This is a genomic window from Paenibacillus chitinolyticus, assembly GCF_045038035.1.
Taxonomy (GTDB): Bacteria; Bacillota; Bacilli; order Paenibacillales; family NBRC-103111; genus Paenibacillus_F; species Paenibacillus_F chitinolyticus_A.
In genome coordinates, this window is the sequence record NZ_CP173427.1 from 854,404 (window position 1) to 878,210 (window position 23,807).

General features: G+C 58.3%; 9 protein-coding genes. All 9 read left to right on the forward strand.

Annotated features, from left to right (window positions below):
* Window positions 1–85 precede the first annotated feature (85 nt).
* The 9 genes from ACI48J_RS03875 to ACI48J_RS03915 all read left to right on the forward strand — a co-directional run bounded on the left by ACI48J_RS03875 (window position 86) and on the right by ACI48J_RS03915 (window position 23,751).
* Window positions 86–871: a 3-hydroxybutyrate dehydrogenase gene (locus ACI48J_RS03875; RefSeq protein WP_405081774.1), complete on the forward strand. Its 786-nt coding sequence runs from the start codon at window positions 86–88 to the stop codon at window positions 869–871.
* Window positions 872–908: 37 nt separating this feature from the next.
* On the forward strand, window positions 909–1,619 hold the full coding sequence (locus tag ACI48J_RS03880; protein ID WP_326052716.1) for a CoA transferase subunit A: 711 nt from the start codon (window positions 909–911) through the stop codon (window positions 1,617–1,619).
* On the forward strand, window positions 1,616–2,290 hold the full coding sequence (locus ACI48J_RS03885; RefSeq protein ID WP_326052715.1) for a 3-oxoacid CoA-transferase subunit B: 675 nt from the start codon (window positions 1,616–1,618) through the stop codon (window positions 2,288–2,290). Before ACI48J_RS03880 ends, ACI48J_RS03885 begins: the two co-directional genes overlap by 4 nt.
* 6 nt (window positions 2,291–2,296) lie before the next feature.
* Window positions 2,297–3,481 (forward strand): acetyl-CoA C-acetyltransferase, encoded by a 1,185-nt coding sequence (locus ACI48J_RS03890; RefSeq protein ID WP_405081775.1) that lies wholly within the window; start codon window positions 2,297–2,299, stop codon window positions 3,479–3,481.
* A 502-nt stretch (window positions 3,482–3,983) separates the two neighbouring features.
* Window positions 3,984–7,121 carry an ATP-binding protein gene (locus ACI48J_RS03895; protein WP_405081776.1) on the forward strand — a complete coding sequence of 1,046 codons (3,138 nt, stop codon included), beginning with the start codon at window positions 3,984–3,986 and terminating at the stop codon, window positions 7,119–7,121.
* Window positions 7,102–8,235 (forward strand): response regulator, encoded by a 1,134-nt coding sequence (locus ACI48J_RS03900; RefSeq protein ID WP_405081777.1) that lies wholly within the window; start codon window positions 7,102–7,104, stop codon window positions 8,233–8,235. Before ACI48J_RS03895 ends, ACI48J_RS03900 begins: the two co-directional genes overlap by 20 nt.
* A gap of 295 nt (window positions 8,236–8,530) precedes the next feature.
* Complete coding sequence (locus ACI48J_RS03905) at window positions 8,531–12,424, forward strand: S-layer homology domain-containing protein (RefSeq protein ID WP_405081778.1); 3,894 nt, start codon at window positions 8,531–8,533, stop codon at window positions 12,422–12,424.
* 199 nt (window positions 12,425–12,623) lie between these two features.
* Entirely contained in the window at window positions 12,624–14,504 is a 1,881-nt protein-coding gene (gene htpG, locus ACI48J_RS03910; protein WP_405081780.1) for a molecular chaperone HtpG, read from the forward strand.
* A 316-nt stretch (window positions 14,505–14,820) separates the two neighbouring features.
* Window positions 14,821–23,751 carry a GH36-type glycosyl hydrolase domain-containing protein gene (locus ACI48J_RS03915; RefSeq protein ID WP_405081781.1) on the forward strand — a complete coding sequence of 2,977 codons (8,931 nt, stop codon included), beginning with the start codon at window positions 14,821–14,823 and terminating at the stop codon, window positions 23,749–23,751.
* The last annotated feature ends 56 nt before the right edge of the window (window positions 23,752–23,807 follow it).

The window sequence follows — 23,807 nt, forward strand, 5'->3', positions numbered from 1 at the left end:
CCTAGGCTTACTTAATTGCACTCAAACTGGTATCAGCATTCATTAGAATCCGAGATGAGAACGGTTCACGGAAGGAGTGGCGGTTATGACCCCATTTTTAGCTCAAAAAACAGCTTTGATCACCGGCGCGGCCAGCGGTATCGGCCTTGAAATCGCCCGCACATTCGCCCGCGAAGGGGCCAAGGTCGTTATTTCCGACATTCAGGAGGAAAAGGCAAAAACGGCGGCTCGGCAGCTGACGGATGAAGGACACGAAGCGGTCGGTCTCGCCTGCGACGTAACCGACGAAAGCCAGTTCGCCGGAGCGATCCGGACAACGCACGAAACCTTCGGCCGGTTCGATATTCTCGTAAACAACGCGGGCCTGCAGCATGTCGCGCCTATCGAAGAATTCCCGGTTGAAAAGTTCGAATTCATGATCAAGGTGATGCTGACGGGAGCTTTTATCGGGATCAAGCACGCCCTGCCCATTATGAAGGAACAGCAGTACGGGCGGATTATCAACATGGCTTCGATCAACGGCGTGATCGGTTTTGCGGGCAAAGCCGCCTACAACAGCGCGAAGCATGGACTTATCGGGCTGACGAAGGTAGCGGCCCTGGAAGGCGCGGCGCACGGCATCACGGTTAACGCGCTGTGCCCGGGCTACGTGGATACGCCGCTCGTACGCGGCCAGCTGGAAGATCTGGCAAGAACGCGGGGCGTTCCCCTGGAAAGCGTGCTGGAGGAGGTCATCTACCCGCTGGTGCCGCAGAAAAGGCTCCTGTCGGTCGATGAAATCGCCGAATTCGCCATGCTCATCGCCAGCGACAAGCTGAAGGGCGTGACGGGAACGTCCATGCTGATTGACGGCGGTTATACGGCACAGTAGAGAGAGAAATTTATCACGCGAGAGGAGAGGGGCAGACATGAGCAAGGTTCTGAAATCGGCGGAGGAAGCCGTACGTGTAATCGGCGAAGGAGCGACCCTGATCGTCGGAGGTTTCGGCCTGTGCGGCATACCGGAGAATCTGATCGCGGCCCTGCAGCGGCAGGGCACCGGCGAGCTTACGGTCGTCAGCAATAACTGCGGAGTCGACGATTGGGGGCTGGGGCTGCTGCTGGCTAACAAGCAGATCAAGAAGATGGTGTCCTCCTACGTCGGAGAAAATAAAACGTTCGAGAAGCAGTACTTAAGCGGCGAACTGGAGGTTGAGCTGGTTCCTCAGGGCACGCTGGCGGAACGCATCCGGGCCGGCGGGGCGGGCATTCCCGCTTTTTACACGGCGACGGGCGTCGGGACGCTGGTAGCGGAAGGCAAAGAGGAGAAACATTTCGGGGGCCGGCCGTATATTCTGGAAAAAGCGATCACCGGCGACTTTGCGCTCGTGAAAGCGTGGAAAGCGGACACGGCGGGAAACCTCGTGTTCCGCAAAACGTCCCGCAACTTCAACCCGCTGGCTGCGGCAGCCGGCAAGATCACGTTCGCGGAAGCCGAGGAGATTGTGGAGGCGGGAGAGCTGGACCCCGATGACATTCATACGCCGGGCATTTTTGTGCAGCATGTCGTGCAGGGCGGGAGCTATCAGAAACGGATCGAGCGTCTGACGGTCCGCGAAGCGAAGGAGGAGACAGCATGAGCCATCCGCGCCAAAGAATCGTGGAGCGCGCCGTACGGGAAATCCGGGACGGCATGTACGTCAACCTGGGGATCGGAATGCCGACGCTCGTAGCCGACGAAATTCCCGCCGGTATTACAGTGATGCTTCAATCCGAGAACGGTCTGCTGGGCATCGGTCCTTATCCGAAACGGGGAGAGGAAGACCCGGATTTGATCAACGCGGGCAAGGAAACCGTCACGGCGGTACCGGGCGCTTCCTATTTCGACAGTGCGGAATCGTTCGCCATGATCCGGGGCGGCCATATTGACTTGGCTATTCTGGGCGGTATGGAGGTATCCGGCGAAGGTGACCTTGCGAACTGGATGATTCCGGGAAAAATGGTCAAAGGCATGGGCGGCGCGATGGATCTGGTGAGCGGAGCCAAGCGCATCGTCGTCATCATGGAACACGTGAACAAATACGGGGAATCCAAGGTGAAAAAAGCCTGCACCCTTCCTTTGACAGGCAGAGGAGTGGTGGACCGGCTCATTACGGATCTGGCCGTGTTCGATTTTACGCCGGAGGGCATGGTGCTCACCGAGCTGCTCGGAGAAGCGGAGCCGGACGAAGTCCGGGCCAAGACCGAAGCGGAATTCACGCTCGGCCCTCTTTTAAAAGAGCGGCTCGAAGCCTGCGGACAGGAAGGGTGATCCGAAATGACCAGAGAAGCGGTTATCGTCAGCGCCGTGCGGACGGCGATCGGCAGCTTTCAGGGCTCCCTGGCCGGCGTGCCCGCGACGGAGCTCGGAAGCATCGTTATCCGGGGAGCGCTGGAGCGCGCGGGAGTGGAGCAGGAGCGGGTCCATGAGGTAATCATGGGCAACGTGCTCCAGGCGGGACTGGGGCAGAACCCGGCGAGACAGGCTTGGCTGAAAAGCGGGTTTTCCGACGGCGTTCCCGCCCTTACGGTGAATAAAGTATGCGGCTCCGGGCTCAAAGCCGTCATGCTGGCGGCCCAATCGGTTATGCTCGGCGATGCCGACATTGCGGTCGCCGGAGGCATGGAAAATATGAGCGCGGCGCCGTACCTGCTGGAAGGCGCCCGCTCGGGCCTGCGCATGGGCGACGGCAAGCTCGTCGATTCCATGATCCGCGATGGCCTCTGGTGCGCCATGTGCGACATTCACATGGGCGAAACCGCGGAGAATGTCGCGGACCGGTACGGCCTCTCCCGCGAGGAGCAGGACGAGTTCGCGGCTCTCAGCCAGCAGAAGGCGGAGCAAGCGGCCGCGGCCGGACGCTTCCGGAGCGAGATCGTGCCGGTCCCCGTCCCGCGGAAGAAGCAGGACCCGCTGCCGTTCGACCGCGACGAGTTCCCGCGCGCGGGCACGACCGCGGAGACGCTTTCGCGGTTGCGTCCGGCGTTCCGCTCCGGCGGGACCGTGACCGCCGGCAACGCCTCCGGCATCAACGACGGGGCGGCAGCCGTCGTCGTCATGTCGGCCGAGGAAGCCGGCCGGCGGGGGCTGAAACCCCTTGCCCGGATCAAGGGCTACGCCTCGGCGGCGCTGGATCCGGCCGTGATGGGCCTCGGGCCCGTAAGCGCCGTGCGGCGGCTGTTGAACCGGACGGGCGTGCCGATAGACGGCATCGACCTGTTCGAGTTCAACGAGGCCTTTGCGGCGCAGTCGCTTGCCGTGGGGCGCGAGCTCGGCGTATCGCCGGAAAAGCTCAACGTCAACGGCGGGGCCATCGCCCTCGGGCACCCCATCGGCGCCAGCGGCGCGCGCGTGCTCGTGACGCTGCTGCACGAGCTGGAACGGCGCGGCGGCAAGCGCGGCCTGGCCTCGCTGTGCATCGGCGGCGGGCAGGGCGTGGCGCTGCTGGTGGAGCGCGATTAGGGCGGCAACCGTACCGTTACGGTGTTCATAGTATGCGGTCAGACGGGTCTCTCCTGTTCATTGGAGGCCCGTTTTTTTGCGGGACAGGAGACTTTTTTAAAGATATTACTTCATGCCCTGTAAATAACCGAGGATCTTAACATTAAACGAGGTGAAAAACGTCCGCTCTAACGGGGGCGTTTTTTATTTACCGCATTGTGTAAAAAACCGGCGTATACTCGAGACGCTTCCCCGTATCGCGCGGGCAAATCAGAACGGCTTAATTCTTCGCGTTGAATTTATCCGAACCAAAAGAAACCCGGCGCGGGCTGTGGTACAATACAACAGCATCGCAACTTTTATCCGGCAGGTGACAAAAAATGGGGACTTTATATCATAGAAGTGAATGGGAGCAAAATTTGTCTGCGGTGCCGCACACGTGCGGCGGTCAGAAGCGGTACAGGAGCTGCGGGAATGGCTTACAGGGATTTTGCAAGCGATTTCATTCGCTGTGGATTAAACTATGAAAAAACAAGGCCTGTTTTTTATACTGGGGGCCGCGCTAATTCTGCTTATGCCGGTGTATTCCGTTTTTCAGCATCTGCTGTCGCTGGAACGGAATCCCGATGCGGTCCGCGGAGTGCTGGATCTCAGAGGCTGGAACTTTGCGGAAAAAGGGACGGTCCGGCTGAGCGGCGAGTGGGAGTTTTACAGGGGAAAGCTGCTCGTTCCCGGAGATTTTCACCCTTCCGCGGAAGCGGGAAAAACGCCTCCCGCACCGACCGGCATGGCGCAAATTCCGGGGAAATGGAATGCGTATATGGGAGAGGACGGCGGCCCGGCTGCGGAAGGATATGCCACGTTCCGGCTTAAAGTGCGGCTTAACGAGACCGGCGGGGCCCTTTACGGCATCCGCACGGGCAATATCCGCATGGCTAACCGGGTGTTCGTGAACGGCCGGGAAGTGGGAGCGAGCGGAACGCCGGGCCGTACGGCCGACGAAGAAAGTCCCGACAACGTCCCGTACACGGGGTTTTCCTACCTGCAGGGCAGCGAAGCCGAGATCGTGGTTCAGATCTCCAACCACAGCTATTCCTCCGGCGGCATGTACACTCCGATTCTGTTCGGGGACGAGAAGTCTGTCATGAAAAGCCGGGAAGCGGCTTTATTCTCCGAGTGGATGACGATGGCGGGATTCCTGATTCCCGGACTGTATTTTCTGGTTTTGTACAGGATCCGCAGGAAAGATCCCGCTTCGCTGTATTTGGGATTATTCTGTCTGGTCGGGCTGTTGTACGTGCTCACGCACGGGGAGAAGCTGCTTGCCGAGGCCTGGCCGGGCTTTTCTTATATTGGGATGCTCAAGCTGCAGCTTATGGTATCCTCCTTCGTGTACTTTTTGCTGCTCCGTTATGTAGCCGTTGCCGTACCGGGCGGCGTTCATCCGCTTGCCATGAGGCTGAGCACCGTCGTGACGGCGTCCGGTGTGCTGGCGGGCCTGCTGCTGCCGCCTGTTGTTTTTTCAAGGCTGGAATTGCTTATCTTGGGGGTCTCTTTCCTCAGTATGGGCTATATGGCCTTCGTTTTGCTGCGGGACGTGCGCAAGCGTTCGGAGGATACGATGCTTATGATCGCCGGTGTGATGAGTATTCTGATGGTCATCGCGGCCTATGTGCTTACCCTGATGGGACTATACGAAGGGCTCCTGCTCGTTCCGGCGGAAATGCTGCTGTTCGTGCTGACCCAGGCCGTCCTGATGGCGCAGCGGTTTAACCGCACTTTCGTAGAGGTGGATCAGCTGTCGCGCCGGCTTCTTTCCCTGGACGGGCTGAAGGATGAATTCATGGCGAACACGTCCCATGAGCTCCGCACGCCTCTGCACGGAATGGTCAACATGGCCCAGTCTATGCTGGAAGGCGCATCGGGAGATCTGAACGGCAAGCAGAGGACCGATTTAGCCATGATTGTATCGACGGGCCGGAGACTGACTTATCTCATTAACGATATTCTGGATTTCAGCAAGCTCAAAAACGGCGAAATTGTGCTGAAACGGCAGCCGGTCGATCTCAAAGCCGCAACGAACGCCGTGCTGGAAGTCATGACGCATGTCGCGAGGCATAAAGAAATTACGTTTGAGCAAAATTGGCCGGAAAAGCTTCCCTGGCTGCTCACGGATGAAGACCGGCTTCAGCAGATTTTGTACAATTTGCTCGGAAACGCCGTGAAGTTCACACCCAGGGGCAGCATCACGATCGGTGCGGAAACGAAGAACGGCCATGTGCTGGTCTTCGTTAAAGACACGGGGATCGGGATCGCGGAGGATCGCATGGAAGATATTTTCCATGCGTATGACCAGGCCGCCGGACCGGAAGGCCGGGATTACGAAGGAACCGGCCTCGGACTGAGTATTACGAAGAAGCTGGTCGAACTGGGTGAGGGAACGATCGAAGCGGAATCCCGGCTCGGAGAAGGCTCCGTATTCCGGTTTACCGTTCCGTCGACTACGGCCGCACCGGAAGCGGCACGGTCTTCCGATGCGGGTTCCAGGGCTTCGGCGGCAAGGGAGGAAACGGCCGCCGCCGTCCTGCGTGAAGGCCGGGAGGACCGGCGGGCCGGCAACATCGACGCGACGGTCCTGCTGGTCGACGATGATCCGGTCAACCTGCAGGTGCTGTACAACCTGCTGTCGGTCGAAGGTTACCGGCTGATCGCGGTGGACGGCGGGGACAAAGCGATGGCGCATATCGGCTCCGGGCAATCCATCGACCTGGTCATTGCCGACTGGATGATGCCGGGCATGTCCGGTCTGGAATTGTGCCGGACGATCCGCGCCCGTCTTTCGCTGGCCGAGCTCCCGGTCTTGCTGCTGACTGCACGGAGCCTGCCGGAGGATGTGCGCGCAGGATTCCAGGCGGGTGCCAACGATTTCTTGCGCAAGCCGGTCGATGCCGACGAGCTGAGAGCCCGGGTGCGGACCCTGCTTGAGATGCGCAAGTCCGTCCGGAACGCGGTTTCGGCGGAGATGGCGTTTTTGCAGGCGCAGATCAAGCCGCATTTTTTGTACAATGCGCTGAATACGATTATCGCGGTGCTGCCCTCCGACCCGGACAAAACGACGAAGCTTCTTCTGGAACTCAGCCGTTATCTTCGGGGCAGCTTCGATTTTCAGAATCGCGACCAGTTGGTACCTTTACAGAAGGAAATGGCTCTCGTTCAGTCGTATTTAGTTCTGGAGAAGGCACGTTTCGAAGAACGGCTGCAGGTGATATACGACATCCGGTCCGAGCCGAACCGTCTGATCCCCCCGCTCAGCATCCAGCCTATCGTTGAAAATGCGGTTCGCCACGGCATCATGAGACGTGCGGAAGGCGGAACGATCGGAATTTCCGTCGAGGAGAAGGAGGATGTTCTGCTCGTGGAAATTACGGATAACGGAGTCGGGATGGAACCCGGACGCGCGGCATCCCTCTTGTCGGCAGAGGCCGGGGGAGGGGTCGGCCTGATCAACATTCATACCCGGCTGCTGACGATGTTCGGCGAAGGGCTCGACATCCGGACCGAGGCGGGACGGGGAACGATTGTCCGATTCCGGGTGCCGAATAACGGGGGAACCCGCGGGAATGCGGGAGGAGGTCAAAACAGTGAAGGCCATTCTGATTGACGACGAAAAGCCCGCCCTGATCCAGATGGAGCGTCTGCTCCAGTCGGATGGGCGCATGGAGGTCGCGGGCATGTATACGCAGGCCCGGCACGGGCTTGAACATATGACTGCCGAGAAAGCGGACATCGTGTTCCTGGACATCGAGATGCCCGAGATGAACGGCCTGGAAGCGGCGGAGCATCTGTACCGGCTGAACCCGGAGGCGCAGATCGTCTACGTAACCGCCTATAACGACTACGCGATCGAAGCGTTCGAGCTTGGCGCGATCGACTATCTGCTCAAGCCGGTCGATCCGGAACGGTTCGCCAAGACCGTCAGCCGCCTGGAGTCGCGCCTTAGCCAGCTTCAGGCCGTCCGCCGGGAGGCGGCACCGTCCGGCGAACCGTCCGTGCTGTGCTTCAAGCAGCTGTCCCTGGCGGGAAGCGCCGGTACAGGCGGCAGCTTGAGATGGCGCACGCAGAAAGCGCAGGAGCTGTTCGCTTTCCTCGTTCACCACCGGAGCAAGCGGGTGGCCAAGGATGTCATTCTGGAGACGCTATGGCCGGAGCTTTCTCTGGATAAAGCGGTCACCCAGCTCCACACCTCCGTATACCAGGTGCGTAAAATGCTCAAAGCCTGGGGAATCGGAGCGGTCATCGATTACTCCCACGACAGCTATCGCTTCACGGGGGACGATTTCCGCACCGATGTGGACCTGTTCCTGGCCGGAGCCTCTGTCGGCGAGATTACGTCGCGGGAGCAGTGGCGGCGGCTGGACCAGGCGCTGCAGCTGTACCGGGGAGAATATCTGGAAGAGCACGATTATTTCTGGGCCAAATCGTACCGGGCGCAGCTGCTCGGACAGTATATCCAGGCCAGTCTTCTGGCCTCGGCTTACGAAGTATCCGCAGGTCAGACCCAATCAGCTATCCGGCGGCTGGAGCTCCTCCAGAAAAAGGAGCCGTTCTCGGAAGAAATTTGCCGGGCGGGGATGGAAGCCCATGCCGGACTGGGTGACAAGCTGTCGTTGAAAAAGCAATACGAAGCGTTTGCAAGCGCCCTCCGGGAAGAGCTGGGATCAGAGCCCGGCCGCGAAACTGCCAACCTGTATAGGCGCTTGATGCAGACCATCTGAGCGATCCGGTTATCCCGGACGAAGCCTTTGCCCCGATTGAGCGGCGGGGCTTTTTTTGTGGGGCTGAAACCCGATGGAAAACAGGTTTGCGGCTGCCGAGATCCGAAACAGACCGTATTGGCGAAAAATGACGAATTTTGTCCAGAATCCGTTCAGCGGCGTTTGATACAATTTTCCATGATAAAAACAGGGGGAAGGGACTGGATGAAGCTCAGATAAAGAGAGAAAAAAATTTTCGTTGATAGCCGTTCTGTCAGTGCGTTAAAAAGTTTTCTATAACTTATGAGGTGAATGTATGCATCAGAGAAAATCCTCTTTCCGATGGATTTCGGTTATGTTGATGAGCGTGATTGTGCTTAACGCCGTTTTGTTCGGCGCAGCGGGCCCGGTTAAGGCGGGGGCTTCCGGCGGACTTTCAGCTTATAACGCGGCGGTCACTGCTGCGGAAATGTATCAAGCCATTACGGATTACCCGGACGAAATTTTCGAAACCGTGCAGCAGAAGGATATTTTTTACGCGAACAGGAAAGCGGATAACGATTTTATCGTGGATGACCTGATCAGCAAGCGTCCTTTCGCGACGGTTACGGAGCTTCGGGATGCTTACGCCAGCGCAATGGACGAGAGATATTTCTTTCTGTTTCTCCATGAATCAAAGGATACAGCCGGTGTAAGCGCCGCTTTGAGCTGGGTTAATGACGGAACCTTCCTCAATCCCGGATTGGATTTGGGCAAGTATTCCGCTTTGGATTACACGGAGCAAGCGGTTGTGGACAAAGCTGTGCTTGACGGCATTCCTGTCAACGGGTATGTCGCCGCGTTCGGGATTCAAACCATCATAGACGCGACGATCGGCCAGATTGTGTCCGGAGCTCTCCAGGATGACAAAACGGCTCTGGTGATCGGTTATGCGGCGGGAGATAGTGCCGCACATGTTACCCAAAACGTAACCCTCCCAGCCTCGGGTACGCATTTCACGCAAATCACGTGGACCGGAGGTAACGGAGTCATCGATCCGGCAACGGGAATTGTCACGCCTTCGTCAGGCGGAGATGTTACGGCGGTTCTGCAAGCGAAGATCAGCAGAAATAATGAACATGTGACCAAGGACTTCACCTTGACCGTCAAAAGCTCGGCGCCTCCTGTTGCGCCTCCGGCGATCACGGCACATCCGCAAAGTACCCCGCTGGTGTTTGAAGGAACGCCCGCTTCCTTTAGCGTTACGGCCACGGGAACGGGATTGACGTACCAGTGGCAGGTAGACATCGGATCAGGCTTCGTAAACCTGCCGGGCGATACGAACGCCACGCTGAACATTCCGGCCGTTTCGCCGATCATGAACGGCTATAAGTACCGTGTCGTCGTGTCGGATACGGGCGGCCTGTCGGTCACGTCGAACGAAGCGGTGCTGAACGTGCTGCCGATGTTTCCGATGTTTCCGCCGATGATTACGGCGCACCCGCAAAGCACCCCGCTATTGCTTGAAGGAACGCCCGCTTCCTTTAGCGTTACGGCCATGGGAACGGGACTGACGTATCAGTGGCAGGAAGACAGCGGCATGGGCTTCCTAAACCTGCAGGGCGAGACAAACGCCACGCTGAACATTCCGGCCGTCACGCAAAACATGAACGGGTACACCTACCGCGTTGTCGTGTCGGGTACGGGCGGTCAGCAGGTGACGTCGAATGCGGCGGTGCTGACGGTGCTGCCGATGATACCGACGTTTCCGACGGTAATTATGATTCATCCGCAAAGCACGCCGCCAGTGCTTGAAGGAAATCCCGCAGCTTTTAGCGTTTTGGCCTCGGGAATGGGGTTGACCTATCAGTGGCAGGTGAACACGGGACAAGGGTTCCAAAACCTGCCGGGCGAGACGAACGTCGTGCTGGACATTCCGGCCGTCACGCTGAACATGAACGGGTACACCTACCGTGTGGTCGTGTCGGGTACGGGCGGGCAGACGGTGACGTCGAACGCGGCGATGCTGACGGTGCTGCCGATGATTCCGATACCGACTTTGCCGCCGGTAATTGTAGTCCATCCGCAAAGCCCGCCTCCGGTGCCGGAAGGAGCCCCCGCCAGCTTTAGCGTAACCGCAACGGGAGCGAAGCTGATTTACCAGTGGCAGGAAGACAACGGTTTGGGATTCCAGGACATGCCGGGCGAGACGAACGCGACGCTGAACATTGCGGCCGTTTCGCAGGGAATGGACGGCTATCGGTACCGTGTTGTCGTGACGGGCAAGGGAGGTCTGCAAGCTATTTCGAACGATGCGACTTTGACTGTGACACAGCCCATCGTGCCGCCCGTTATCAAAAACCAGCCCCCGGAGGACCTCTCGGTTCCCAAGGGAGCTCGCATTAATCTTTCCCTGAGTGCGGACGGACGCGATCTGAGCTTTCAGTGGCAGGTGAACACGGGAACGGGTTTTCACGATTTGCCGGGCGAGACGGGATCTCTCCTTAGCATTTTCCCCGTGACCCAGGAAATGAACGGGAACAAATACCGCGTCATCGTCTCGGCGTCGGGACTGTACCCGACCACTTCTGACGAAACGCTTCTGACGGTGTATACCGTTCCGTCAGCGCCTACAAACGTTACCGCCACGGCGGGCAACGGACAAGCCGTCGTCTCCTTTACGGCGCCGTCTGACGGCGGAAACGCGATCACGGGTTACGAAGTCGCCGTTTCGCCAGGCAATAAAATCATAAGCGGCACGGCCGGCCCGATCACGGTAACCGGGCTTGCGAACGGCACCGCGTACACGTTCACCGTTAAAGCTCTTAACGCGGCAGGCGAAGGTCCAGCTTCGGCTTCATCGAATGCCGTCACGCCTTATGCGCCGTCAAGCGGCGGCGGTGGAGGCGGAGGTTCCTCGGAATCGGGTACGCCGACGCCGACAACGCCGACCGTTCCGGAAGTACCGGCTAACGATGGAGCCGATATCCTCGTTAACGGGAAGACGGAACGTGCAGGAACTTTGAAGTCGTCCGAAGTAAACGGTCAATCTGTTCTGACGATCGTAGTTGATCCGAAGAAGCTGGACGAGAAGCTGGCGTCCGAAGGCCAGCGTGCCGTCGTGACCATTCCGCTTGCGAAGGACAAAAAAGCGGACGTGCTCATCGGCGAACTGACGGGCCAAATGGTTAAAGCCATGGAGCAGAAGCAGGCTGTCGTTAAAATCTCCGCCGGAGATATCACGTATACGATTCCTGCGGAACAAATCAATGTCAGCGCGCTGTCGGATCAGCTCGGCAAGCCGGCCGCACTGGACGATATCAAAGTGCGCATCGAGGTTGCCGCTCCTTCCAAGGAAACGCTGAAAATCGTCGAAAATTCAGCGTCCGGTGGGAATTTCACGCTGGTAGCTCCGGCGATCAACTTTGCGGTCACCGGAACATACGGCGGGGCAACGGTTGAAGTTTCCCGTTTCAACGCCTACGTAGAGCGCATGATCGCCATCCCGGATGGCGTAGATCCAAGCAAGATTACGACCGGCGTTGTCGTGGAAGCGGACGGTACCGTCCGTCACGTGCCGACCCGGATCGTAAACGTAGACGGGCACTATTTTGCGAAAATCAACAGTTTAACGAACAGCACCTACTCCGTAATCTGGCACCCGCTCGAATTCCGGGACGTTGCCGGACACTGGGCTCAGAATGCGGTTAACGATATGGGCTCGCGCATGGTTATCAACGGAGTCGAAAACGGCACGTTTAACCCCGATACGGCCATTACGCGTGCGGAGTTTGCGGCCATCATGGTGCGTGCGCTGGGACTTAAACAAGAAAATGCGTCCACGCCTTTCTCGGACGTGAAAGCAGCGGATTGGTACAGCGCTGCGGTGCAAACCGCTTACGCGTACAAGCTGATCGGCGGTTTTGAAGACGGAACGTTCCGTCCGTCCGACAAAATCACCCGTGAACAGGCTATGGTCATCATGGCAAAAGCGATGAAGACTACCGGCCTCCGGGACAAGCTGCCGTCCCAAGTAGAGGCGGAATCGCTGGCTCCTTATGCGGATGCCGCAGCGACTGCCGATTGGGCGAAAAGCGGCGTGGCCGATTGCCTGCAGGGCGCAATCTTTGCGGGGAGAACCGCCACGGAGCTGGCTCCGAAAGCGTCGATTACAAGAGCGGAAGTCGCCGCCATCGTGCAGAGACTTCTTCAGAAATCCGAACTGATTTAAGAAGAGAAGAGTTATTCCTTCGGCGGTCTTGCAGACAGCCGGGGGAGTGGCTCTTTTTTTATGAAAAAAGAGAGAAACGCTCGCATGTATTTTTAACGGAGCGGTTGACTTCAAAAAATGGAATAGGTACTATAAAACTAGGAATTAGCACTCATGACATTGGAGTGCTAACTATGATCTTTCGGAAGGAGATTCACTCATGGCCAAGAAGCAGTTTAAAGCGGAATCCAAGCGTTTGCTGGAAATGATGATTAACTCGATTTACACGCAGAGGGAAATCTTTTTAAGAGAGCTGATTTCGAATGCCAGCGATGCGATCGACAAAATTTACTACAAGGCCCTGACGGACGACAGTCTGAAATTCAACTCCGACAATTATTTCATCAAATTGAAGGCCGACCGGGCTAGCCGTACGCTGACGCTTTCCGATACGGGAATCGGCATGACCAAAGAGGATCTCGAAAACAACCTGGGCGTGATCGCCAAGAGCGGTTCGCTCGCTTTCAAGAAGGAAAACGAAGCCAAGGAAGGCCACAACATTATCGGGCAGTTCGGCGTCGGTTTTTATTCCGCTTTCATGGTGGCGGACGTCGTTACGGTCATCAGCCGGGCGCTCGGCAGCGAGGAAGCGTTCAAATGGGAGTCCAAAGGCGCGGACGGCTACACGATTGTGCCTGCCGACAAAGAAACGGTCGGAACCGAAATCATTTTGAAAATTAAAGAGAATACCGAGGACGACAACTACGACGAGTATTTGGAAGAATATCGCCTCAAGGCGATTATCAAGAAATACTCCGACTTTATCCGCTATCCGATCAAGATGGACGTAACCTCACGCAAGCTTAAAGAAGGCAGCGACGATGAATTCGAAGAGGTACAGGAAGAACAGACGATCAACAGCATGGTTCCGATCTGGCGCAAGAACAAAAATGAGCTGACGACGGAAGACTATGAAAACTTTTATGCGGAAAAACGGTACGGCTTCGACAAGCCGCTCAAACATATCCATATCAGTGCGGACGGAGCTGTCGTATACAAAGCGATCTTGTTTATTCCGGAAAATACGCCGTTTGATTATTACACGAAGGAATACGAGAAGGGCCTGGAGCTGTATTCCAATGGTGTGCTGATTATGAACAAGTGCGCGGATCTGCTGCCGGATTATTTCGGATTCGTAAAAGGGATGGTCGATTCGGAGGATCTGTCCCTGAACATTTCCAGGGAAATGCTGCAGCATGACCGCCAGCTGACGCTGATCGCCAAAAATATCAAAAACAAAATCAAGAGCCAGCTGCAAAGCATGCTCAAGGACGAAAGAGACAAATACGAGCAGTTCTACAAGTCTTTCGGCCGGCAGCTTAAGTTCGGTGTCTATAACGACTACGGCACTCATAAGGACGATCTGCAAGACTTGCTCATGTTCACCTCTTCCAAAGAGAAAAAGCTCGTCACGCTCGATGAATACGTATCGGCCATGCCGGAAGACCAGAAGTACATTTACTACGCTTCCGGGGAGTCCATCGACCGGATCGAGAAGCTTCCGCAAACCGAGATGGTTCTCGATAAAGGCTACGAAATTCTGTACTTCACCGACGATGTCGACGAATTCGCCATTAAAATGCTGATGGCTTACAAGGAAAAAGAATTCAAATCCGTGTCCAGCGGCGACCTCGGAATCGAGCCGGACGCGGCGGACAAGCAGACGGAAGAAGAGGAAAACGACAGCAAGGATCTGTTCGAGGCGATGAAAGAGATCCTGTCGGACAAAGTGAAGAACGTAAAAGCGTCCAAGCGCCTGAAATCCCATCCGGTCTGCCTGTCCACCGAAGGCGAGCTGACGATCGAAATGGAGAAAATTTTGAAAGCCATGCCGAACGGACAAGAAGTCCAGGCCGACAAAGTGCTGGAAATCAACGTCAATCACGACGTGTTCCGCTCCCTTAAAGAAGCTTATGCGAACGATAAAGACAAGCTGAACCTGTACACGAATCTGCTGTACAATCAGGCTCTTCTGATCGAAGGTCTCCAAGTGAGCGACCCGGTCGAATTTACGAATAGTATTTGCAAAATCATGGTATAAGCCGCCCGGCGGTTCAGACAAAAAGGCCCGTTCCTTTCGGAACGAGGCCTTTTTTGCCTGTCCGCGTTGAGGGGAAAACTATAATGGATTCGGCGTGTAAGCCTGGCTCTCCGTCGTGCTGCCCGTCATATGATTCTGCCGCTATCTACTGCATAGGGCATGCAGGCGAAACGGTTTCGTTCAAGGCCCGATCCTTCGGAGGATGCTTTCCGGCTCATAAAACCAGCCAAAGCTGGGAATAATTTAGTTGTCCCGGACTGTTTAGTTACACCGGACGAACAGTACACCTTTGACTAACTGATCTCCGGAGGAACCGATGACCTATACGAACGAACAACTCAGCCAAAAAGCGCGGGAACTTGCGCTGCAGCACGTAACGACCTTGCCGCGTACAAGGCCTGCTTATATCGAACAACATTTTATGAAGGACATAGAAAGCTTAAGGGATTTTGTGCTTTCCCTCCAGACGGTTCATGCCGGCTGTACCCAACCGGCGGAGCAGTGGCTGCTGGACAATGCCGAATTTGTCGAAGAGCAAGCCCAGGAAGTGAGGGCTCTGCTTCTTCAGGATGGACTGGGCCGCATGCCGAGATTGCGCGGCAGCGGGCTTCTCCGCATTCAGTCCGTAATGGAAGACTATTTGACGCATGTCGAGGGAATTTTGAGCGAGGAAACGATACTCGTTTATATTCAGGCCTACCAGGAAGTGAGCGCCTTAACGCTGACAGAAGCCCGTTCGGTGCCGCTCATTCTGCGCCTGGTCCTGGTGAAGAAGCTGGCGGAAACGATGGCTTTCGTCCGGGAGCGCCGCGAAGTCTGCATAGACGTCGGACGCATTCTTTCCTTGATCGAGCCTGCCGCCTTAAGCCCCGAAACGGTCCATCTCCAGGTGGAAAAAGCGGGCCTGACGATTCCTTTGCCGGGCCCGTGGATCGTCCATTTAATCAGCCATCTGCGGGAATGGGCCGGGGATACGGCTTCCGTCCGAGAATGGCTCGTTTGCAGTTATGAGAACGGGACGGAGGACCTCGACCGCATCGTTTCTTACGAGCATCAGCTGCAGGCAGCTTATCAGGTCCGGGCGGGGAGCGTAATCACCAGCTTGCGCAAAAACGAGCGCTGGGACTGGAACGGTCTCTTCGAGCAGATCAGTCTGCCGGACCGGACGCTCCGCCTGGAGTATACGGGCGTGTACCCGCTGCTCGACGCGTATAGCCGGAACCAGATTCTCGCTGAAGTGGAGCGGCTTGCCCGCCGCCTGCGGGTGCCCGAGAATCTGGTTGCCGGACAGGCGGCGGCGCTGGCCAGGGAAGCGGCGGAGAGGGCGGATGCCGCCCGCGCCGGTTCCGGCAGCCTGGGTGCCGCCGCCGCGCACGCGGACGGCCGGAACGGCTCTTCGTTGGCGTCGGCAGGAACAGCCGCGGAAACGGAGGCTGCATCCGGAGAGCAGCCTGCTGCGGGATCGGCCGTGGAAGCGGGCTCCGCGTCCGGGGAGCTGCCAGCATCGGCACGAAGAGCGGAGGCGCCTGCTGCGGGATCGGCCGTGGAAGCGGGCTCCGCATCCGGGGAGCTGCCAGCATCGGCACGAGGAGCGGGCTCGCTTCAGGCGGATATGCCAGCCGCAGATACACGCGAGTCTCTCCGCCAGCCGCAGCCCCCCGAAACCTCGGCCGCTTCCCGGCAAAGCGATGTCCTTATTCTCCACGAGAATGGGGAAGTCACAGCGCCTCTGGCGGCGGGGGACCGCACCCGGGAGCAGTTTCCTTCCTATTATCTGTTCGAATCGGAGGGTGTACAGAAGCTGATCGCCTCGCTGCGGAAGTGCAGCTCTCCCCGGACGATGCCGGAGAACGCTATATCCAAGCGCCCGGCAGGCACCTATTTCGCCTCGATGCTCGGCTTGTTCGCCGTGCTCTGGCTTATCGCGGCCGTATGGATCGGAAGCGGGTACGGTTTATCCGCTCTCGCCTGGGCAGCCGTCCTCGCGGCTTTGCTATTGCCCGTGAGCGAATGGGGAATGACCTGGCTGCATTTCGCCATTGAGCGGATTTGCCGTCCGCGTCCTCTGCTCCGCTATGATTTCTCCGCCGGTGTTCCGGCGGAAGCCGGTACGATGGTGGTTATACCGGCGATCTGGTCTTCGCCCGACGAGGTGGCGGAGCTTGCGGACCGCCTGGAGGTTCACTATCTGGCCAACCGCGATTCCAACATTCATTATGCGCTTTTAGGCGATTTTACGGATGCACCGGAAGAAACGCTTCCGGAAGATCACGGGCTGGTCCGTCTTGCGGAGGACAAAATTCGTACGCTTAACGAGAAGTATTCCGCGGCAGGCGGAACGACGTTTCATTTTTACCAGCGGCGCAGGTTGTGGAATCCCCGGGAGAGCGTGTATATGGGCTGGGAGCGCAAACGCGGCAAGCTGGTCGAATTCGTGGAACTGCTGAGAGGCAGCGGCGATACCAGCTATGCGGTGCAATTCGGCGATGCGTCCGTGCTTCCGCGCATCCGCTATCTGATCACGCTGGATGCGGATACGCAGCTTCCGATGGGCAGCGCGCAGCGGATGATCGGAACCCTGCATCTGCCGTACAACCGGCCCCGCTTGAACAAAGCCCGGACACGGGTCGTGGAGGGCTACGGGGTGCTTCAGCCGCGCATCGGAATCAGCCACGATTCGGCGATGCGCTCGCGGCTGGCGTATTTCTGGTCCGAGCCGGGCATGGACCCGTATGCGTTCGCGGCTTCGGACCCTTACCAGGATGCGCTGGGCCAGGGCATTTTTACAGGAAAGGGCATCTTCGATGTAGATGTGTTTGCCGAGCTTCTGTGCGAGCGGATTCCCGATAATACCGTACTCAGCCACGATTTGCTGGAAGGCGGTTTTATGCGCGCCGCGCTGTTGTCCGATATCGAGCTGATCGACGATCATCCGGCCAAGTTTGTTTCCTACCAGAAACGGCTGCACCGGTGGGTGCGCGGAGACTGGCAGCTTGTGTGCTGGCTTTTTTCCCGTATCTGCGACCGGCGGGGCGTGCTACGGCCCATTGATTTATCTTTTTTGACCCGCTGGCAGATGCTGGACAACCTGAGGCGGAGTCTGCTTCCGCCTGCGCTGTTCGTCCTGCTCGTTCTCGCCTGGACCGTTCTGCCGGGATCGCCGTGGCGCTGGGCCGCTGTGCTGCTGGCGACGATTTTTCTGCCGCTGCTCCGGCAGTTGTTTATGCTGCACCGGATTTACCGGCAGCCTAGACGGCTGCTGGCGACGGCCCTGCATGTCGTTATCCAGATCTGGACGCTGCCTTTTCAAACGGCTGTGCTGCTGGATGCGATCGGCAGAACGCTGTACCGGGTGTTCGTCAGCAAGCGCCGGCTGCTGGAATGGACCAGCTCGTCGCATATCGAGCGAAGCAGCCGGGAACAGCGGCGCGCACCGCTTCTTCAAGCGGGATGGGGGTATGCGCTCATTCTTGTGTTTGCGCTCGCTTCGGCTGTACAGGCCTCGGCGTCCCTGTTGTGGGCGGGCCTTGCGCTAAGCTTGTTCTGGGCGCTGGCCCCTCTGGCTGTCTCCTGGCTGGACCGGCCTGTGGAGCGGGAGGAAGCGCCGCTTGGAGCGGAGGAACAGGACAAGCTCCGAGAGCTGGCTAGACAAATCTGGTCTTTTTATGAAGACTATGCCGGTCCGAAAGATCATTACCTGCCTCCGGATAACATCCAGGTAGACCCGCCGAACGGAGTGGCTCACAGGACGTCTCCGACCAATATCGGCTTTTTGCTGACTTCGGCGCTTGCGGCACGCGAATTCGGTTTTATCGACACTCCATCGCTGGTTGAAAAGCTGGAAAATACGATCGGGACGGTCGAAAGCCTGGAGAAATGGCACGGTCATTTATACAACTGGTACGACACGCTGACGCTGGGGATTCTTCCGCCCGCCTATGTGTCCACAGTCGATTCGGGCAATTTCGTCGCAAGTCTGATGACGGTCAAGCAGGGCCTGACAAGCTGGCTGCGGCAAGAAGCGGAAACGCAAGGCCGCTTTACGGGGATCAGCCCGGCAGGGGCAGGGGCCTACGGGGTGGAATTTGCTGTCGATTTGGATCAGACCCCGCCCGGAGAATCCGCGTTGAACGGGATTGACGGAAAAGCCGGAAAAGTAAAGGAAGACGGCAAAAACGGCATGAACGGCAAAAACGGAATAAATGGCGAAGACCGTGAAGATCGTGAAGACCGACATCCCCGAAACGGCTCCCGCCCGGCAGTCCTGACGGCCGAAGGAAGCAGATTTGAGCAAGCGGGTCATGAGGACCCGTCGAATTTTCCGGATTGGTTGACCCGGGGGCAGCAGCTTTTACAGCGGCTCGAAACGCTTATCGCGGCGACCGATTTTACGCAGCTTTACGATCATAAGGCCAAGCTCTTTGTTCTCGGGTATCATGGCGCGACAGGGGAGCGGGACAGCATCTTGTACGATCTGCTGGCGTCCGAGGCGAGGCAGACCAGCTTCGTCGCGATCGCGCTGGGCCAGGTGTCCGTATCCCACTGGATGGCGCTGGGCCGCACGGTCAAACTCCAGGGGAACAAGACCACGCTGGTTTCGTGGTCGGGCACGATGTTTGAGTATATGATGCCGTGGCTCATCATGCGGACTTACCGCAATACGCTATGGGACAGCACTTACCGGGGCGTCGTCAAGCGCCAGCTGGAATACGCGCATGAACGGGGCGTTCCGTTCGGCATCTCGGAATCGGGCTATTACGCGTTCGATTACCAGATGAACTATCAGTACCGGGCATTCGGTGTGCCGGGCCTCGGATTCAAACGGGGACTGGAAGAGGATCTTGTGATCGCGCCTTATGCGGCGGTTATGGCGCTTCCGTTTGCCCTCCGGGAAGGGCTGGAGGACCTGAACCGCATGGAGGAGCTTGGAGCAAGGGGGAAATACGGCTTCTACGAAGCGATTGATTTTACGGCGGACCGAATGCCGCAGGGGGAAGACTGCAAAATCATCCGCAGCTTTATGGCTCACCACCAGGGCATGAGCTTGCTGACAATCGCGAACCTGCTTCTCCCCGTTAAAATGTACGATTATTTTCACAGCGACAAACGCGTCCAGGCGGCCGAACTGCTCCTGATCGAACGCATTCCGCCGCGCGAGTCGATGCTGACCCGGGAATTGACGGGAAAGTCGCGTATTCAAAAGCCGGTGGCGGAACGCGCTTATTCCGCGCCGGAAAACATAGCGGCCGACACGCCGGCCCCGGAAGTGGGCGTCCACTCCAACGGGACGTTCACGACGGCCGTTACCAACAGCGGAAGCGGGTTTATCCGCTGGAACGGACTGGCCGTTTCCCGATGGAGGGAAGATCCGGTCGGAGACCCGTGGGGCGTGTACCTGTACATCCGCGATGTTACACGGGAGAAGGTATGGTCCCCCGCCTTCCAGCCCTGCCGCGTTCCTTCGGACTCTCAGAGCGTACGCTTCTCCCAGGAGCGGACAACTTTCCGCCGAGAGGATGACGGCATACAGACCGTGCTTGAAATTACGGTCTCGCCCGAGATGAACGCGGAAGTCCGGCGGCTGACGCTGGAGAACAAAAGCAGCGAGGACCGCATCGTCGAAGTGACGACGTTTCTGGAAATCGCTCTGGCGCAGCCCGATGCGGACAAGGCTCATCCGGCCTTCACGAAGTTGTTTGTCGAAACGCAGTTTGAGGAGGAGACGGGCTGCCTGCTTGCCCGCAAACGTCCGCGGAATGCGGGAGAGAAGTCGATTTGGGCTTTTCACAACTTGTCGGCCTTCGGCGCTGTTCTCGGTCCGGCCGAGTTTGAGACCGACCGGGCCGCTTTCATCGGCCGGGGTCATTCTCTTGCGAGGCCGAAAGGACTCGCTTCCCGCCTCGAGGGTACGGTCGGTTCCGTCGCCGATCCCGCTTTCGTCATGCGCCGCCGCATCGGCCTCAAGCCTGGCGAGAGCGTCCGGCTCTGCGCGGTTACGGGCGTGGCGGATTCGAAGGAGCAAAGCTTGGACATGGTCCGGCAGCTTTCTCAGGCGCAGCAGGTCGACAGAACCTTCCGGCTCGCCTGGACCCGCAGCCAGATCGATTTGCAGCATCTGCATATCACGCGGGCGGAGGCCGCCGTTTACCGGGCGTTGGCGGGCCGCGTGCTTTATAGGGGGCCATTCAGGCCGGAACAGGCGGAAAGCATCGTCTCCAACAGCAAAGGACAGCAGGGTCTCTGGGCTTACGGAATTTCCGGCGATAGGCCCATCGTGCTGGCGAGAGTTGCCGACAGCGCGAATCTGCCGTTCGTGCAGAAGCTGCTGGGGGGCTTCGAGTATTTGCGGCGGCACGGGCTGTTTTTCGATCTCGTGCTGTTTAACGAATCGCCGGGCGGGTATCAGCAGGAGCTAAGGGATGCGCTCGTCCGCTTGTCGGAGCAGGCAGCCGGAAATGCGGGTGCCGCCGGGCAGGGAGGCATCCATGTCGTCCCCGCTTCCTCAATGCCCGAAGAGGACCACACGCTGCTGCTTGCGGCGGCGAGGGTCGTTCTGCGTGCGGACGGGCCAAGCCTGCGGGCGCAGCTGAAAATCTGGCCCCGGAAGGATGCCTACGATGTGCCGCTGCCGGTTACGGCGGGGGAAGCGCCGGCTCCGCTCCGGCCGGATGCGTCCGAAGTCTCCGGCACAGCCGGGGATGCGGCCGCAGCAACCGACATTGCCACTGGCACAACGGCCGCCACAGGCACAACCGTCCCGGCGCAGGCCAAGGACACGACCGCAGCCCAGGTCGCGGGAACGGGGCAAGATTCCCCCGGCGCCTTATTTTTCAACGGGTGGGGAGGCTTTTCCCCGGACGGCCGGGAGTACCGGATCACGCTCAAAAACGGAGAGCATCTCCCGGCTCCATGGATTAACGTGATGGCGAATCCAAGGTTCGGCTGTCTGGCCTCCGAACTGTACACGGGTTACACGTGGTGGCGCAACAGCCGGGAGTGCAAGCTGACCCCGTGGTCGAACGATCCCGCCCTGGACCCGCCGGGCGAAGCCTTCTATATCCGCGATGAACAAAACGGGGATTTTTGGCAGATGGCGCCTTCCCGGCGGCAAGATGATCCGTCCGTTTACCGGGTGGCTCACGGCAGGGGATATTCGCGCTATGAGCATGAAAGCCGGGGAATACGGCAGGAAATGACGGTTTTCGTTCCGCTGGAGGACCCCGTCAAGATTATCGAAGTGAAGCTGCGAAATACAACATCGCATAATAAATCCTTGTCCGCTACCTACTATGCGGAATGGGTGCTGGGCGTCCAGCGGGAAGGGAACGCCTCCTTCATTATGACCGACTGGGATGACGAAGCGGACGGCCTGACCGCCCGAAATGTGTATCAGGAAAACTTCCGGAATGCCACCGCCTTCTTAACGGTGCATGCCGGCGAAAGCAGTCTGTCCTGGACGGGCGACAGGCTTGAATTTATCGGCCGCAACCGGACGATTGAAGATCCGGCCGCCATGAGGCGGAACGATCTGTCGGGCTTTACCGGTCCCGTTTATGACGGATGCGGGGCCGTGCGGACGAAGTTCGAACTGGAACCGGGCGCCGAGCGAAAGGTCTATATTCTTCTGGGCTGCGGGGATTCCCGCGAAGAAGCGGTGCGGATAGCCCGCAAGTACAGGGAGCCTGATGCTTGCACAGCCGCTTATGAGGCGGTTTGTACGTTCTGGGAAGAGTTGCTTGGAACCGTGACCGTGTCCACTCCCGTGCCGGAAATGGATATGATGCTGAACCACTGGCTCCTCTACCAGACATTGGCTTGCCGTATGTGGGCCCGTACCGCCTTCTATCAGGCGGGGGGAGCCTACGGGTTCCGGGATCAGCTCCAGGATTCGCTGGCACTGCTGAACAGCCGTCCGGATCTGACCCGTGCCCAGATTCTCCTTCACGCCTCTCATCAGTACGAAGAAGGGGATGTCCAGCACTGGTGGCACGAGGAGACGCACCGCGGTATCCGTACCCGTTTTTCGGATGACCTGCTGTGGCTCCCTTACGCCGTGTCCCGGTATATCGATCATACGGAGGACGGGAGCATCCTTGACGAAACTGTGCCGTTCCTGACCAGCAAACCGCTGGAAGCGGATGAACACGAACGCTATGAGGAAACGGTCCTCTCCGGCAATAGCGGGACGATCTTCGATCACTGTCTGCGGGCGGTAGACCGCGCTCTGAAATTCGGGGAGCACGGGCTGCCTCTGATCGGCATCGGCGACTGGAACGACGGCATGAGTATGATCGGCCCAGAGGGGCGGGGAGAGAGCGTCTGGCTGGGATGGTTCCTTGGAGATGTCCTCCAAGGAATGGCCGATCTTTGCGAAGTCCGGGGAAAACAAGAACTCGCCGAGCGATTCCGGAGCCGACGTGAGAAGCTGGCCGCGGCGCTGAACGAAAGCGCCTGGGACGGCCAGTGGTACCGCCGCGCCTTCACGGATGCCGGTCAATGGCTCGGGTCGATCCACAACGCGGAGTGCCGCATCGATTCCATCGCTCAGTCATGGTCGGTCATCTCTGGCATGGCTCCGGACGATAGAGCCCGCCAGGCGATGAAATCCTTCGACCGGGAACTTGTGGACCGCAGCTTGTCCGTCGCCCATATTCTGACGCCTCCGTTCGACAAGACCGACCCGAGCCCGGGATATATCCAGGGGTACCCTCCCGGTATCCGGGAAAACGGCGGCCAGTATACGCACGGTGTGATCTGGAGTATCGTGGCCTGGTGCGGTCTCGGAAACGGGGAAAAGGCGCTTGAACTGTTCCAGATGTTCAACCCTATCATGCATACCAAAACAGCGGCGGAGGTCCGGAAGTATGTCGGTGAGCCTTACGCCATGGCAGCCGATGTATACACGGAGCCGCCGCACAGGGGACATGCGGGCTGGACCTGGTATACCGGTGCCTCGGGTTGGATGTATCAGGCGGGTATGGAGTGGATTCTCGGCATTAGACGCCGGGGCACGAAGCTGTATATCCGCCCTTGTATTCCTCCGGAATGGCCGGAGTTCTCGGCGGTATACCGCTTCGGGGAATCCGAATACCGGATCACGGTCCTTAATCCGTCGCGGAAATCAAGCGGTTGTACGCGCCTGACGATCGACGGACAGGAGGCGGACGGAGATCTCTCCTCCGGCGAAGGTCCGTTCGTTCCGCTGAAAGACGATAACCGGGTTCACGAGATTGTCGTTACGTTGTAATCCGGAGGGGAGAAAGAAAGTCCTCCTCATAAAAAAAGGATTCAAAACCTAAACTA

What these genes read in the sequence shown, in the direction of transcription:
- ACI48J_RS03875 (WP_405081774.1), top strand. Translation starts at nt 86, where the DNA reads ATGACCCCATTTTTAGCTCAAAAAACAGCTTTGATCACCGGCGCGGCC.
- ACI48J_RS03880 (WP_326052716.1), top strand. Translation starts at nt 909, where the DNA reads ATGAGCAAGGTTCTGAAATCGGCGGAGGAAGCCGTACGTGTAATCGGC.
- ACI48J_RS03885 (WP_326052715.1), top strand. Translation starts at nt 1,616, where the DNA reads ATGAGCCATCCGCGCCAAAGAATCGTGGAGCGCGCCGTACGGGAAATC.
- ACI48J_RS03890 (WP_405081775.1), top strand. Translation starts at nt 2,297, where the DNA reads ATGACCAGAGAAGCGGTTATCGTCAGCGCCGTGCGGACGGCGATCGGC.
- ACI48J_RS03895 (WP_405081776.1), top strand. Translation starts at nt 3,984, where the DNA reads ATGAAAAAACAAGGCCTGTTTTTTATACTGGGGGCCGCGCTAATTCTG.
- ACI48J_RS03905 (WP_405081778.1), top strand. Translation starts at nt 8,531, where the DNA reads ATGCATCAGAGAAAATCCTCTTTCCGATGGATTTCGGTTATGTTGATG.
- htpG (WP_405081780.1), top strand. Translation starts at nt 12,624, where the DNA reads ATGGCCAAGAAGCAGTTTAAAGCGGAATCCAAGCGTTTGCTGGAAATG.
- ACI48J_RS03915 (WP_405081781.1), top strand. Translation starts at nt 14,821, where the DNA reads ATGACCTATACGAACGAACAACTCAGCCAAAAAGCGCGGGAACTTGCG.